Origin of the sequence: Streptomyces tendae, from assembly GCF_014650435.1 — a bacterium.
Lineage (GTDB): Bacteria > Actinomycetota > Actinomycetes > Streptomycetales > Streptomycetaceae > Streptomyces > Streptomyces tendae.
Map to the genome: position 1 here is coordinate 693,357 of NZ_BMUY01000002.1, position 13,327 is coordinate 706,683.

Genomic DNA, 13,327 nt, shown 5'->3' on the forward strand with positions numbered 1-13,327 from the left:
CAGAGCGCGCACGCCACCACGGGCCGGGGTTCTGCTACTCGCCGGGGTGGGCGAGCTCGATGTCGTGGCCGTCGGCACCGGGGCCGGCGACCGTCAGGGCCGTCGCCACGGGCGGGTAGCCGGTCGCGATGACGGTGTACTCACCGGCGTCCAGGTCGGTGAAGGCGTACGCCCCGTCCGCGCCGGTGGTGGCCGTGCCGACCACGTTGCCCGCCGCGTCCACCAGGGTGACCCGGGCGTCGGCCAGCGGACCGTGCGGCGCCCGCACGACGCCCTGGACCTGGGCCCCGGCCTGGAGGTCGACCTCGACGCGGGTGACGCCGGTGCCGCCGACCTCCAGCGGCAGGGCGCGGGGCCGGTAGCCGGCGGCGTTGACCGCGACGGTCACCGTGCCCGGCACCAGCTCGGTGAAGGCGAACTCGCCCTGCTCACCGGTGGCGGCGCTGGCCAGCAGGTCGCCGCGCACGTCGGTGACGATCACCATGGCGTCCTTGACCGGCAGCCCGCTCTCCACGGCCCGCACCAGGCCGGTGAGCCCGCTGGTGCCGCTGAGCAGGATGTCGTAGGCGACCGGCTCGTCGTTCACGACGATCGTCGACGCCTGCGGCTGGAAACCGTCGGCGGAGGCGATCAGCACGTACGACCCGGCGCTCGGCGCGTCGACGGCGTAGGAGCCGTCGGCCTGGGCGACGGACCGGCCGAGCTGCCGGCCGGCCAGCGAGATCAGCGTGACCGCGGCCTGCGGGACCGGCGCGGACTCGGCGCCGCGGACGAAGCCGCGCACCGCGATGCCGCCGGAGACGGGGGCCTGCGGTTCACCTGAGCCGGTCGTCGTGGCGACGGCGGCCAGCCGCTGCGTGGCCGCCGGTGCGGCGACCGGGGAGGCGGCGGTGTCCGAGACGGACGAGGTGACCGGGTCACCGGACGGCGCGGCCGACACGGACGCCAGCGCACCGGCCGGAACCTGCTCGTCGGCGACGCGGACGGCCTCCGCGGGGGTGCCCGCCACCGGCGGGGCGGCCTCGGCCGAGGACTCCGCGGCCTGGGCGAGGGCGCCCTTGGTGCGCAGCGGGACCTCCTTGATGAACAGCGTCACCAGGAAGGCGAGCAGGGCGATCGGCGCGACGATCAGGAAGATGTCCGCGATGCCGTGCCCGTAGGCGCTCTCCAGCCACTCGCGGATGCCGGGGGGCAGCATGTCCATGTCGGGGATGGCGCCGCCGCCGGAGGCCTTGGCCGCCGCCGCCTGCTCCTGCGGGCTGAGCGAGCCGATGGTGTCCGAGGCGTAGTGGCTGATCCGGGTCGACATCACGGAGCCGAGCACCGAGACGCCCACCGCGCCACCGAGGGACCGGAAGAAGGTGACCGTGGAGGACGCGGCACCCAGGTCGCTGGGAGCCACCTGGTTCTGCGTGCAGAGCACCAGGTTCTGCATCATCATGCCGACGCCGAGACCCATCAGCGCCATGAAGATGCCGATGTGCCAGTACGGGGTGTCGTAGCGCATGGTGCCGAGCAGGCCCAGGCCCGCGGTCAGCAGCACGCCGCCGGCCAGCAACCAGCCCTTCCACTTGCCGGTCTTGGTGATGATCTGACCGGAGACCGTGGACGAGATGAACAGGCCGCCGATCATCGGGATCGTCATGACGCCCGACATGGTCGGGGACTTGTCCCGGGCCAGCTGGAAGTACTGGCTGAAGTAGACGGTGCCCGCGAACATCGCGATACCGACGAACAGCGAGGCCAGCGAGGCCAGGGTGATGGTGCGGTTCTTGAACAGGCGCAGCGGGATGATCGGCTCGCTGGCCTTCGACTCGACGAAGAGGAAGATCAGCGTCAGCACGATCGCGCCGCCGACCATGGCACCGGTCTGCCACGACATCCAGGAGTACTTGTCGTCCGCGAAGGTGACCCAGACGAGCAGCAGGCAGACGGCCGCGGTGACGAAGAAGGCGCCGGCCCAGTCGACCTTGACCTTCCGCTTGAGCACCGGCAGGTGCAGCGTCTTCTGCAGCACGATCAGCGCGAGGATCGCGAAGGGCACGCCGACGTAGAGGCACCAGCGCCAGCCGAGCCAGCTGGTGTCGGTGATGACGCCGCCGAGCAGCGGACCGCCGACGGTGGCGACCGCGAAGGTGGCGCCGAGGTAGCCGGAGTAGCGCCCGCGCTCACGCGGGGCGATCATCGCGGCCATGATGATCTGCGCCAGGGCGGACAGACCGCCGGCGCCCAGGCCCTGGATGGCCCGCGCGGTGATCAGCATCGCGGGGTTCTGCGCCAGACCGGCCACGACGGAGCCGACGACGTAGACGATCAGGGCTATCTGGACCAGGGCCTTCTTGCTGAAGAGGTCCGCGAGCTTGCCCCACAGGGGGGTGGAGGCGGTCATCGTCAGCAGCGAGGCCGTGACGACCCAGGTGTAGGCGCTCTGGCCGCCGCCGAGGTCACCGATGATCTCGGGCAGGGCGTTGGTGACGATGGTCGAGGACAGGATCGCGCAGAACATGCCGAGCAGCAGCCCGGACAGTGCCTCCATGATCTGCCGGTGCGTCATCGGAGCGTCTCCGGAGGAGCCTCCCCCGTGCTTGGCATGAGCCCGCACACCGGCTGGTGTGGTCGTTGCCATGGACTTCCTTTACTTACGTGGTGATCGCGGGTGTACGGGTGGACTGTGCGTCCCCGGACAGTGCGGGAGGCCGGGCCGCGGGGGCCCGGCAGTCGTCGAAGCTGGCCCTGAGGCGGGCCATGAGCCGGGAGAGCTGGCCGACCTCGTCGTCGGACCAGTCGCTCAGGCGGTGGGAGAGCAGCTGGGTGGTGCGCTCGGCGATCTCGTCGAGCTGGTCCTGCCCGGCGGGCGTCAGGCGCAGGATGCGCGAGCGCTTGTCCGCGGGGTCGGGTAGGCGTTCGATCCAGCCCCGCTCGGCGCCGTGGGCGACGTGGCGGCTGGTGACCGACATGTCCACCGCGAGCAGCTCCGCGAGCTTGCTCATGCGCATGTCCCCGTGGCGGCCGAGCAGAGTCAGTACGGCGACGGATCCGCCGGGACAGTCGGACGGCAGCAGCCGTCCCATCTCCCGTTTCACGGCGCCGAAGGCGCTGAACTGGCGGATCAGCTCCTCGTACTGCGCCTTCTCGGCCATGCGCACCTCCCGATTCGTTGCTTAGGGCAACCATAAGATCCGTTAGTTGCTACAGGCAAACAAAAACGGTCGGTGCGGCATAAAAAGTTGGCAAAGGCAAGTATTGCGAAAGTAAATGCGCAGGTGGTAAGGGGTGGGCCGGGTCAAGAGCACTCGGTGGCCCCGCACTTGGGCCGCACTCGCGGATTCGCTAGTGTCTCGGCCCATGGCTAACACCCAGGGCCCCCAGGGCAATAACGACCCCGCAGGCAGCACCCAGATGTTCCGCGCGTTCGTCGACGACGCCCCGCAGGGCCGGCAGGCGGCCCCCGCCGCCTCCTCCGGGCCCCGCGTCGGCCTGATCGTCGGCATCGTGGCCGCCGTGATCGTCGTCGCGGCCGTGGCCTGGCTGGCGCTCGGCTAGGACCGGCACGGGCCCCGGTCCGCTGCGGCGGCCGGTACCGGGACATACGAAGGCGACCGCCGTGGCACCCCCGAGGTGCCACGGCGGTCGCCGTGCTGTCGTACGGGCTCTCCCGCGGCGCGGGCTCAGTCGGAGATGAGCCCCTCGCGCAGCTGCGACAGGGTCCGGGTGAGCAGCCGGGAGACGTGCATCTGCGAGATGCCGACCTCCTCGCCGATCTGCGACTGGGTCATGTTGGCGAAGAAGCGCAGCATGATGATCCGCCGCTCCCGGGGCGGCAGCTTGGCCAGCAGCGGCTTGAGGGACTCGCGGTACTCCACGCCCTCCAGCGCCGTGTCCTCGTAGCCCAGGCGGTCGGCCAGCGAGCCCTCGCCGCCGTCGTCCTCCGGGGCCGGGGAGTCCAGTGAGGAGGCGGTGTAGGCGTTGCCCACGGCCAGGCCGTCGACGACGTCCTCCTCGGACACGCCGAGGACGGCGGCCAGCTCGCCCACGGTCGGGGAGCGGTCCAGCTTCTGGGACAGCTCGTCGCTGGCCTTCGTCAGGGCCAGCCGCAGCTCCTGCAGACGGCGCGGGACGCGCACCGACCACGAGGTGTCGCGGAAGAACCGCTTGATCTCGCCGACGACGGTCGGCATGGCGAACGTCGGGAACTCGACCCCACGCTCGCAGTCGAAGCGGTCGATCGCCTTGATCAGGCCGATGGTGCCGACCTGGACGATGTCCTCCATCGGCTCGTTGCGGGAGCGGAAGCGCGCGGCGGCGTAGCGCACCAGCGGGAGGTTCAGCTCGATCAGGGTGTCCCGGACGTAGGCACGCTCGGGGCTGTCCTCGTCGAGGGCGGCGAGCCGCAGGAACAGGGAGCGGGACAGGGTGCGGGTGTCGATGGCCTCCGTGGCCGGGAGGGTCTGGGCCGGCACGGCGTCGAGGCCGGGCACGGCGTCGCCGGCCCGAGCGTCGTCGACGGAGCCGGCCGGGCCGACGGAGTCGATGGGGCCGACGGGCTCGACGGGGCCGAACGCCTCGATCGAGTCGGGCGCGGTCTCGCTCTCCGCGAGCGCGAGCACCTTCGAGCTGCCCTGTTCTGCGGACATGCCACCCCCTTTGGGTCGCGGGACGGTCGCGGCACACGCTCCCACGCCGGGAACGCAGCCTTCACCTGAATACCGGAGCCGAAGCCCCGGCAAACGCGTCTCCGGCAGAATGTCACATGTCGGCAACGCGCTGTAGTGACATGTCGACATCCGAGATGCGAATACCCCCTGGAAACAGGGGGTCTGATGGGCTTTCAGCCCGATTCCGGCCGCAACGGCCCTGGTGAGCGATTCGCTCTCCCCGGTGACCCCTCGCTCGCGCTTTCGACTCCGCCCGGAGTCCCGCCCGAGCTTACGCGTCGATCCGGTTCGCGGACCTCAACCGCTGGAAACTACGCGCCAGTAGCCGCGACACGTGCATCTGGGAGACACCGAGTTCGGCGCTGATCTGGGACTGCGTGAGGTTGCTGTAGTAGCGCAGCAGCAGGATCCGCTGCTCCCGCTCGGGGAGCTGGACGAGCAGATGGCGCACCAGGTCCCGGTGCTCGACGCCGTCCAGCGCCGGGTCCTCGTAGCCGAGCCGGTCGAGCAGTCCGGGTAGCCCGTCGCCCTCCTGGGCGGCCTCCAGCGAGGTGGCGTGGTACGACCGTCCCGCCTCGATGCAGGACAGCACCTCCTCCTCGGTGATGCGCAGCCGCTCGGCGATCTCGGCGGTGGTCGGGGAGCGCCCGAAGGCGGTGGTGAGGTCCTCGGTGGCGCTGTTGACCTGTACCCACAGCTCGTGCAGCCGGCGCGGTACGTGCACGGTGCGGACGTTGTCGCGGAAGTACCGCTTGATCTCGCCGACCACCGTGGGCATCGCGAACGTCGGGAACTGCACGCCCCGTTCCGGGTCGAAGCGGTCGATGGCGTTGATGAGCCCGATGGTGCCGACCTGGACGACGTCCTCCATCGGCTCGTTGCGGGAGCGGAACCGGGCGGCGGCGTAGCGCACCAGCGGGAGGTTGGCCTCGATGAGCGCCGCACGCACCCGGTCGTGCTCCGGCGTGCCCGGGGTGAGGCCCTTCAGCTCGCCGAACAGCACCTGGGTCAGGGCCCGGGTGTCGGCGCCCCGGCTGCGCTGCGGCGCGGGAGCCTCCTGGGCCTGGGCGGGCGGCGCGGGCGGTGCTTGAGGCGCAGTACTGGCCGGCACGGTCAACTCCACCTCGTGATCTGTCAACTCTTCCGTCAACTCATCCGTCAAAAGCGGTCATAGCATCACAAGACATGTCCACTGTGTGCAAGCACCGCATAACGTCGTGTTGAGTGAACGCGAAAAGGCCCCGCACCGGGCAGGTGCGGGGCCGAGGGCGGCGAAGCCCGGAAGCCGGAAGGCGCGGACAGACCCTAGAACTCGTAGTCGGCGATCACCCAGGTGGCGAACTCCCGCCACAGCGCGACGCCCGCCTGGTGCGCCGGGTGCTCGAGGTAGCGCTTGAGCGCGTCCGCGTCGTCCACCGCCGAGTTGATGGCGAAGTCGTAGGCGATGGGCCGGTCGCTGATGTTCCAGGCGCACTCCCAGAAGCGCAGGTCGTCGATCTGGCCGCCGAGCGCCCGGAATGCCTCGACACCGGCCACGACGCGCGGGTCGTCCCGCCCGACGCCGTCGTTCAGCTTGAACAGCACGAGGTGGCGGATCATCACTCTCCTCCGTTGGCGGCCCAGGTCATGAAGTCGCCCACGGCGCCCGCCGCGTCGGATATGCCCTGGAAACCTATCTGCACGTAGTCGGCTGCCTTGGCCGGATCAGTGATGATCACGTACAGCACGAAGACCACGAGCACATAGACGGCGATCTTCTTCGAGTTCACCGCCACCGCGGCCTCCCCTGTCCCTTTCGACTCACGCCTTCGACCGCTCATGATCGCACGAAGGGCCCCGTCTTTCGACGGGGCCCTTGCAAAGCGGTAGCGGAGGGATTTGAACCCTCGGTGACTTGCGCCACACTCGCTTTCGAGGCGAGCTCCTTCGGCCGCTCGGACACGCTACCGAGAAAGACCTTACAGCACGGAGCGGCATGCTCAGAAATCGGTATTGCGGCCGACGAACAGCCGTCCGGACGCCGGGTCAGCGGTCGCGGAAGAAGTCCGTGAGCAGCCGGGCGCAGTCGTCCGCGAGCACGCCCTCGATCACCTCGGGACGGTGGTTGAGGCGCCGGTCGCGCACCACGTCCCACAGCGACCCGGCCGCGCCCGCCTTGTCGTCGCGGGCGCCGTAGACCACGCGGTCCACCCGGGACTGCACGAGCGCGCCCGCGCACATCGTGCAGGGCTCCAGGGTGACGACGAGCGTGCACCCGGACAGCCGCCACTCGCCCAACTCCCCCGCGGCCCGCCGGATCGCGAGGACCTCCGCGTGGGCCGTCGGGTCCCCGGTGGCCTCGCGTTCGTTGTGCCCGGCGGAGAGCACGGTGCGGCCGTCCGGCGCCAGTACGACGGCGCCGACGGGCACGTCCCCCGCCGCCCGCCCGGCCTCGACGAGGGCGAGCCGCATCGCGGCCCGCCACCGGTCGCGCACCGGATCGGGCGGTGCCCCCTCGGGATCCTCCCCGGCCGGCGCGGTCAGCGGACCGTCTCCAGGACGTCCAGGGCACCGAGGGCCTCGGCGATCTCGCCGACCGCGTCCCCGGACATCGAGCGCAGTTCCTTCTCGCTCACGCCGAGGTCGTCGAGGACCTCGGCGTCGCCGACGGGTCCGTGCGGCACGGCCTCGCCCGAGCCGGCGGCCGCGTCGGCGCCGTCGCCGCCGTCCTCGTCGTCGTCGGACTCGCCGTCCTCCGTGCCGTCGAGGTCGAGGGCGTCGAGGTCGTCGCCCTCGTCACCCGGTTCCCGGCCGAGCAGTTCGTCGGTGAGCAGGATCTCGCCGTAGCTGCTGCGCGCGGCCGCGGCGGCGTCCGAGACGTAGATACGGGGGTCCTCCTCACCGTCCACCCGGACGACTCCGAACCACGCGTCCTCCTGCTCGATCAGCACGAGCACCGTGTCCTCGTCGGGAGATGCCTCCCGGGCCAGGTCGGCAAGATCCGACAGGGTTTCCACATCGTCGAGCTCCGTGTCGCTCGCTTCCCACCCGTCTTCGGTGCGCGCGAGCAGTGCGGCGAAGTACACCGTGACTCTCCCACTGGTCCTAGGCGTGCCGGTTGGGGATCCCCCCGGCGGAGGCTACGGGCGGGGGAGCGGTGCTCCGAGCCCCACCCACTCGGAATCGTGGCAGAAACAAGGCACTCAGGGGACGTCTTCGGCGCCCTGTGTCCGGCTGTTTTGACCGGCGTCCCGGAAGGTGCGTATCCGGGCAGCCGCCCAGCAGCGCTCTCGTCGCCGCCACGTGCGGATCGTACGCGGATTCTCGCCGTCCCCGCGTACGTCCGTCACCACCAACGTCGGCGCGGCGCACGATCTTCCCCGGCCGGGTCAGGAAGTTCTCCCGGGCGGCGGGACCGAGGACCTACCAGCGGAAGGTGCGCATGCGCATCGCGTGCCGCAGCCGGGCGGTCTTGGCGCGGCGCGGCTGCACGCGGTCCCGCAACTGCCGGGCCTCCGCCAGATCGCGCAGGAACTGCGCCCGGCGCCGCCGCCGCTCGGCCTCACGCTCCAGCTCCCCCTCCGGCTGCGCACCCGGCGCGGCCCCGCGTCCCGCACCCCGGTCCGTGCCGGGGGACGGCGTGTCGTGGAAGTCCCGGTCAGCCACAGTCTCACCACCCAGCGTCCGTCCCTCCCACCTTCCCCCGACCGGGCGGTTTGACGCCCGCGAACGAGTGGAGCCCGCGCCCGGGGCCTTGCCACCGCCGCGGGGACGCCGCCCCCACGGGGCCCGGTTACTGTGGTGAGCATGCGTCTCCACGTCGTCGACCACCCCCTGGTCGCCCACAAGCTCACCACGCTGCGCGACCAGCGCACCGACTCCGCGACCTTCCGCCGTCTCGCCGACGAGCTGGTCACCCTGCTCGCCTACGAGGCCACGCGCGACGTGCGCACCGAACAGGTCGACATCCACACGCCGGTCTCGAGGACCACCGGCGTCAAGCTCTCCCACCCGCGCCCGCTGGTGGTGCCGATCCTGCGCGCCGGTCTCGGCATGCTCGACGGCATGGTCCGGCTGCTGCCGACCGCCGAGGTGGGCTTCCTCGGCATGGTGCGCAACGAGGAGACGCTCCAGGCGTCCACCTACGCCACGCGCATGCCGGACGACCTGTCCGGACGCCAGGTGTACGTGCTGGACCCGATGCTGGCCACCGGCGGCACCCTGGTCGCGTCCATCCGGGAGCTGATCAAGCGCGGCGCCGACGACGTGACGGCGGTCGTGCTGCTGGCCGCCCCCGAGGGCGTCGAACTCATGGAGCGCGAGCTGGCCGGCACCCCGGTGACGGTCGTGACGGCCTCGGTCGACGAGCGGCTCAACGAGCAGGGCTACATCGTCCCGGGCCTCGGCGACGCGGGCGACCGCATGTACGGCGCGGCCGAGTAGTACCCCGCCCCCCGATCAGCAGCTCTTCTTCTCCGCGGCGGGCGTCGACCGCGGCGCGGTCAGCTTGGCCAGCGCCGTGTCGGCGTCCGCACGCTTCGCGAGCCCCTTGAAGGCGTTGCCGATGATGAGGTCGACGGCGGCGCCCTTGCGGGCCGCGTCGGTGCGGTGCTCTGCGCCGGGAAGCTGCGTGCCGAGCACGGGCAGCGCACCCTTCGCCGAAGCGGCCGGCCCGAGCAGCAGCCCCGTGCCGGCGACCTTCTTGTCGTACTCCTTGGGCGCGTTGCTCACTTCGCCCACCCGGAAGCCGCGCTTCTTCAGCTCGTCGGCGGTCTTCTGCGCCAGCCCGCCGCGCGTCGTGGCGTTGAGCACGTTGACGGTGACCTGACCGGGCTTCGGCAGCACCGCGGCAGCCGGCGAGGCGCTCGCCCGCGCGGTGGTGACACAGCCCGCGGCACCGGCCGCCGAGGCCTTGTCGCCGCCGGTGAAGACATCGATGAGCTGCAGCGTGCCCCAGCCCAGCACTCCGAGAACGGTGACGCAGGCGACGGCGACGAACGCGAGCCGGCCACGTCGCCGGGCCGGGCGCATCCGCGGGTACTTGTCCCCCGTGATCTTGTACTGGCCACCCATGCCGGGAGGAGTCAGCATGCTCATGGGCGCAGCGTAGTGCGCCGGGGCGGTGATGCCTATTAGATGATCAGTCGACGTTCCGAGGTTCGGCGCAAGGCAACCCGAAAGGGTCAACCGAAAGCGCCGCCGGCGTCGTCAGTCGAGTTCGAGGACCCGGGCGTGCAGCACCTGGCGCTGCTGCAGCGCGGCCCGCACCGCCCGGTGCAGACCGTCCTCCAGGTACAGATCGCCCTGCCACTTCACGACGTGCGCGAAGAGGTCGCCGTAGAAGGTGGAGTCCTCGGCCAGGAGCGTTTCCAGGTCGAGCTGGCCCTTGGTCGTCACGAGCTGATCGAGGCGGACCGGGCGCGGAGCGACGTCCGCCCACTGCCGGGTGCTTTCCCGGCCGTGGTCGGGGTACGGCCGGCCGTTTCCGATGCGCTTGAAGATCACACGGAAAGCCTACCGGCCCGGACGTTGCGGGCGCAGCCATGGCGGCGGAGTACGGCGCCGGAAAAGACGCCGTAAACCGGATCAATCGGCCCTCCGCCGACGGCGGAGACGGTGCGTGACCGCCCCCGCCGCCCGGACACTCACGTCAGCCGCGCCTCCGTTCCCGCGTGGGCAGCCGTCGTTCCTCGGCTCCCTGCGGTGCGGTGACCGGCTTGGGCGTTCGGCGGGCGGCCTCGGCGCGCAGGAGGGCGCGCAGGACGGCGTAGGGGTCGTTGGGCATGACGGTTCCTCGTTCCTCGCGTGTCGTTCCTGTCCGCGGGGGACCGGCGGTCGGGCCGGTCCGGCACGGTCAGCAGCGCAGAACGACGGAGCGAGGGCCGCCGGGAAGAGGGGCGGCCCGCCCGGTACGGCCGTCGAATCGAAGGGGTGCCCGGCGGGCCGCCACGAAGGACGGCGGCGCAGGCCGCACCACGGCGGCACGGCGGCCGCTCCGGGGGGCGACACGCAGTGCGGAGTCGAGATGGTCGTACTCACCCGCCGCGGCCGCCACCGTCGCCGGTGCGGCCTGGACCGTCGCGTGCGTGCAGGGCACGAGCAGGACGAGCACCAGCACCAGGACCCGCAGCCAGGCGTCGTGGCGTACGGCGGCGCGCGGTGCGGGTCTCATCCCAGTCGTGTCCCCGCCCGGCGTACGCCGTCCATCGCACCGGGGACGAGAACCGCCCGCTCGGCGTAGGCGGGGCCGCTCACAGGGCGTGCGGGACCTGACGCGCCCGCCCCCGCAGCCGCACCGCCGTGACGATCTCCACGACGCCGACGACGACCAGCCACCACCCTCCGACCAGCATGAGGACGGTGGCCGACTCGACCGGCGAGTCGATCAGCACGATGCCGGCGACGACGGTGACGGCGCCGAGGAAGATCTGCCAGCCGCGGGCCGGCATCGCCGGGTCGTGTGCGGCGGCCACGATCTGCGTGACGCCGCGGAACAGCCAGCCGATGCCGATCCAGAGCGCGAGCAGCAGCACCGACTGCAGGGGGCCGCGGAAGCAGAACAGGCCCAGCAGGATCGACACCGCGCCGCTGATGAAGGCCAGCACCCGCAGCGAGGTCCGCCGGTGTGTACCGAAGGCGGCGGCCAGTTGGAGGACGCCGCTGATGACGAGGTACAGGCCGAAGAGGACACCGGCGGCGAGCAGTGAGGCGCCCGGCCAGACCAGCACCAGCACGCCGAGGATCAGGGAGGCGACACCGGTGAACAGCACGGTCTGCCAGGCGGCGCGGGACAGGAGGTGCAGCGGCCCCTCGAAGGCGGGCTCGGGCTCCGGCTCCTGCCGTCCGGGGGCGGTCCCGTGCGGCGTCCCGTGCCGGGCGTGCACCCCGCGGTCGTCGTACGGGGTCCCGCCGGGGGAGCCACTGGGTGGTTCGGTCATGCCCCATGCTCCGAGCAGGGGGGACCCGGGTGCCAGCTGGGTTGGGCCACGGGGCTGACGTGGCCCGGCATTGCCCTCGGCACCCGGCGCGGGCGCGGGGGTGGGTCGCGTGGCCCGGCGCTGCCGGGGTGCCGCCGCGCCCACCCGTGCCGCCCCAGCGGCACGACTGCCCGCAGCTACGGGGCGACGGCCCGCGGCTAGGTACGGCGGGAAGGGGACGTGTCGGGGGGTGTTCGCCCGCAGCGGTTGGCGCGTCAACGCCCCGAGCCCCCGTAGCCAACCGATTCCGCGCCGTTCCGAGGACGGACACCCCCCGGCGCGGCCCCGACCCACCCACCGGACGTATCGCGCTACGCGCACCCCCACCGAACCCGCAGCGGCGCCGCAGGCACTCGACTACTTGCCGGAGGCCTTCGCCGCCTTGGCCGCCGCCTTCATCTCCTGCTTGTGCGCCCGCACCTTGGTCAGCGACTCCGGCCCCCTGATGTCCGCGACCGACCGGAACGAGTCCGGCTCCCCGTACGCCCCCGCAGCCTCGCGCCACCCCTCGGGACGGACGCCGAGCTGCTTGCCGAGCAGCGCGAGGAAGATCTGGGCCTTCTGCTTGCCGAACCCCGGCAGTTCCTGCAGCCGCTTCAGCAGCTCCTTCCCGGTGGACACCCCCCGCCAGACGGCCTCGGCGTCACCGTCGTACGTCTCGACGAGGTACCGGCACAGCTGCTGCACCCGCCCCGCCATCGAGCCGGGGTAGCGATGGACGGCCGGCTTGTCGGACAGCAGCGCGGCGAACCCCTCGGGGTCGTACGCGGCGATGTCGTGCGCGTCCAGATCCTCCGCCCCCATGCGCCGGGCGATGGTCGAGGGGCCCTTGAACGCCCACTCCATCGGCACTTGCTGGTCCAGCAGCATGCCGACCAGCGCGGCGAGCGGGCTGCGCCCGAGGAGTTCGTCGGCCTCGGGGTCCTGGGCGAGGTGAAGTGTGACGTCCATGGTCCCGATGATCGCGCGTACGGGCTCAGGTCGCGCGCCAGTACCCCAGCGCGTTCACCCGCTGCTTCGGCACCCCCAGCTCCTTGCGGACGTACGAAGACAGCGCCCGCGTAGTCGCCGTGTCGCAGGCGATCCACACGAACGGCTCCGAGACGTCCCGCAGCAGCTCGGGCAGCTCCTCCTTCACCCGCGCCACCAGTTGCGCCCCCGCGTCCCGGCGCGCAACCGCGCGGACCTCGTGCCGTCCGGGGTCGGCCCGGAAGGGCAGCCCCTCATCCGTGCCGCCCTCGAACCAGACGGTCGCGGGCACCGACCCCAGCGCCTCCGCGCCCAAGAGGGAGTTGAGCGCGGGCAGGGACGCCGGGTCCGCGACCGCGAAGACACGGGAGGGCAGGGGCTGCGGCACCTCGAACCCGGTGCCCTGGACCGTCGCCTCGATCGTGTCACCCGGCTTCGCCGCCCGCGCCCAGTCGCTCGCGCACCCGTCGTGCAGGGCGAACTCCATCGCGAAGGTGCCGGCCGCCGGGTCCGGATCGACCAGCGTGTACCCCCGCTGGTGCGGCTTGCCCGCGTTGTCGAACCAGAGCCGCACCCACATCGTGGGGTGGACGCCGGTCACCGCCAGCATGCCGCCGTCGCTCAGCCGCAGCCGCCGGTAGTGCGGGGTCACGTCCTCGGCGTCCGTCACGGTGAACTCGAAGTCCTTCGCGCGCATCAGCTTGAGGACCGCGCCCTCCCAGCCCCGCCCCTGCCCCATGATTCCTT

At 71.8% G+C, this 13,327-nt stretch carries 18 protein-coding genes and 1 tRNA gene; 2 read left to right on the top strand and 17 right to left on the bottom strand.

Features of this window, described 5'->3' with window-relative positions; all coding sequences use genetic code 11:
* Positions 1 to 34: 34 nt before the first annotated feature.
* Together IE258_RS08205 and IE258_RS08210 are read right to left on the bottom strand one after the other, a co-directional pair.
* Positions 35 to 2,554, bottom strand: coding sequence for an MFS transporter (locus IE258_RS08205; protein ID WP_506417432.1), 2,520 nt, complete (start codon positions 2,552 to 2,554; stop codon positions 35 to 37).
* Positions 2,555 to 2,639: 85 nt separating this feature from the next.
* Positions 2,640 to 3,140, bottom strand: coding sequence for a MarR family winged helix-turn-helix transcriptional regulator (locus IE258_RS08210; protein WP_087808483.1), 501 nt, complete (start codon positions 3,138 to 3,140; stop codon positions 2,640 to 2,642).
* A 205-nt stretch (positions 3,141 to 3,345) separates the two neighbouring features.
* Between IE258_RS08210 and IE258_RS08215 the strand changes: the two genes are divergently transcribed.
* Complete coding sequence (locus tag IE258_RS08215) at positions 3,346 to 3,543, top strand: hypothetical protein (protein WP_127893968.1); 198 nt, start codon at positions 3,346 to 3,348, stop codon at positions 3,541 to 3,543.
* A gap of 125 nt (positions 3,544 to 3,668) precedes the next feature.
* Here the strand turns inward: IE258_RS08215 and IE258_RS08220 are convergent, their stop codons facing one another.
* The 8 genes from IE258_RS08220 to IE258_RS08255 form a co-directional block, all read right to left on the bottom strand.
* Complete coding sequence (locus IE258_RS08220; RefSeq protein ID WP_189740830.1) at positions 3,669 to 4,634, bottom strand: RNA polymerase sigma factor SigF; 966 nt, start codon at positions 4,632 to 4,634, stop codon at positions 3,669 to 3,671.
* Between the two features lie 292 nt (positions 4,635 to 4,926).
* Positions 4,927 to 5,766, bottom strand: coding sequence for an RNA polymerase sigma factor SigF (locus IE258_RS08225; protein WP_030188868.1), 840 nt, complete (start codon positions 5,764 to 5,766; stop codon positions 4,927 to 4,929).
* 194 nt (positions 5,767 to 5,960) lie between these two features.
* Positions 5,961 to 6,254 (bottom strand): Dabb family protein, encoded by a 294-nt coding sequence (locus tag IE258_RS08230; protein ID WP_087808485.1) that lies wholly within the window; start codon positions 6,252 to 6,254, stop codon positions 5,961 to 5,963.
* Entirely contained in the window at positions 6,254 to 6,430 is a 177-nt protein-coding gene (locus tag IE258_RS08235; protein WP_052836888.1) for a hypothetical protein, read from the bottom strand. Before IE258_RS08235 ends, IE258_RS08230 begins: the two co-directional genes overlap by 1 nt.
* 88 nt (positions 6,431 to 6,518) lie before the next feature.
* A tRNA-Ser gene (locus IE258_RS08240) sits at positions 6,519 to 6,603 on the bottom strand.
* A 77-nt stretch (positions 6,604 to 6,680) separates the two neighbouring features.
* Positions 6,681 to 7,106 (bottom strand): tRNA adenosine(34) deaminase TadA, encoded by a 426-nt coding sequence (tadA, locus tag IE258_RS08245; RefSeq protein ID WP_229891991.1) that lies wholly within the window; start codon positions 7,104 to 7,106, stop codon positions 6,681 to 6,683.
* A gap of 68 nt (positions 7,107 to 7,174) precedes the next feature.
* Positions 7,175 to 7,720: a tRNA adenosine deaminase-associated protein gene (locus IE258_RS08250; RefSeq protein WP_159329652.1), complete on the bottom strand. Its 546-nt coding sequence runs from the start codon at positions 7,718 to 7,720 to the stop codon at positions 7,175 to 7,177.
* A gap of 337 nt (positions 7,721 to 8,057) precedes the next feature.
* The gene (locus tag IE258_RS08255; RefSeq protein WP_189741219.1) at positions 8,058 to 8,300 is read right to left on the bottom strand and encodes a hypothetical protein; all 243 of its coding nucleotides are present in this window, start codon (positions 8,298 to 8,300) and stop codon (positions 8,058 to 8,060) included.
* A 141-nt stretch (positions 8,301 to 8,441) separates the two neighbouring features.
* On the opposite strand from IE258_RS08255, the gene upp reads away from it, so the two are divergent.
* The gene (gene upp, locus IE258_RS08260; RefSeq protein WP_003974921.1) at positions 8,442 to 9,077 is read left to right on the top strand and encodes a uracil phosphoribosyltransferase; all 636 of its coding nucleotides are present in this window, start codon (positions 8,442 to 8,444) and stop codon (positions 9,075 to 9,077) included.
* Positions 9,078 to 9,092: 15 nt separating this feature from the next.
* Here the strand turns inward: upp and IE258_RS08265 are convergent, their stop codons facing one another.
* From IE258_RS08265 to IE258_RS08290, 7 genes are all read right to left on the bottom strand, one after another.
* Positions 9,093 to 9,707 carry a LytR C-terminal domain-containing protein gene (locus IE258_RS08265; protein WP_189741196.1) on the bottom strand — a complete coding sequence of 205 codons (615 nt, stop codon included), beginning with the start codon at positions 9,705 to 9,707 and terminating at the stop codon, positions 9,093 to 9,095.
* Between the two features lie 135 nt (positions 9,708 to 9,842).
* Positions 9,843 to 10,139, bottom strand: a complete 297-nt coding sequence (locus tag IE258_RS08270) for a type II toxin-antitoxin system VapB family antitoxin (protein WP_003999914.1) — start codon at positions 10,137 to 10,139, stop codon at positions 9,843 to 9,845.
* 145 nt (positions 10,140 to 10,284) lie between these two features.
* Positions 10,285 to 10,419: a hypothetical protein gene (locus IE258_RS41695; RefSeq protein WP_268256315.1), complete on the bottom strand. Its 135-nt coding sequence runs from the start codon at positions 10,417 to 10,419 to the stop codon at positions 10,285 to 10,287.
* A 69-nt stretch (positions 10,420 to 10,488) separates the two neighbouring features.
* Positions 10,489 to 10,806, bottom strand: coding sequence for a hypothetical protein (locus tag IE258_RS08275; RefSeq protein WP_189740837.1), 318 nt, complete (start codon positions 10,804 to 10,806; stop codon positions 10,489 to 10,491).
* Between the two features lie 79 nt (positions 10,807 to 10,885).
* Entirely contained in the window at positions 10,886 to 11,572 is a 687-nt protein-coding gene (locus IE258_RS08280) for an HdeD family acid-resistance protein (protein ID WP_189740840.1), read from the bottom strand.
* A gap of 396 nt (positions 11,573 to 11,968) precedes the next feature.
* Positions 11,969 to 12,562 carry an HhH-GPD-type base excision DNA repair protein gene (locus tag IE258_RS08285; protein ID WP_127893961.1) on the bottom strand — a complete coding sequence of 198 codons (594 nt, stop codon included), beginning with the start codon at positions 12,560 to 12,562 and terminating at the stop codon, positions 11,969 to 11,971.
* A gap of 25 nt (positions 12,563 to 12,587) precedes the next feature.
* Positions 12,588 to 13,319 (bottom strand): siderophore-interacting protein, encoded by a 732-nt coding sequence (locus tag IE258_RS08290; protein ID WP_189740843.1) that lies wholly within the window; start codon positions 13,317 to 13,319, stop codon positions 12,588 to 12,590.
* Positions 13,320 to 13,327 lie beyond the last annotated feature (8 nt).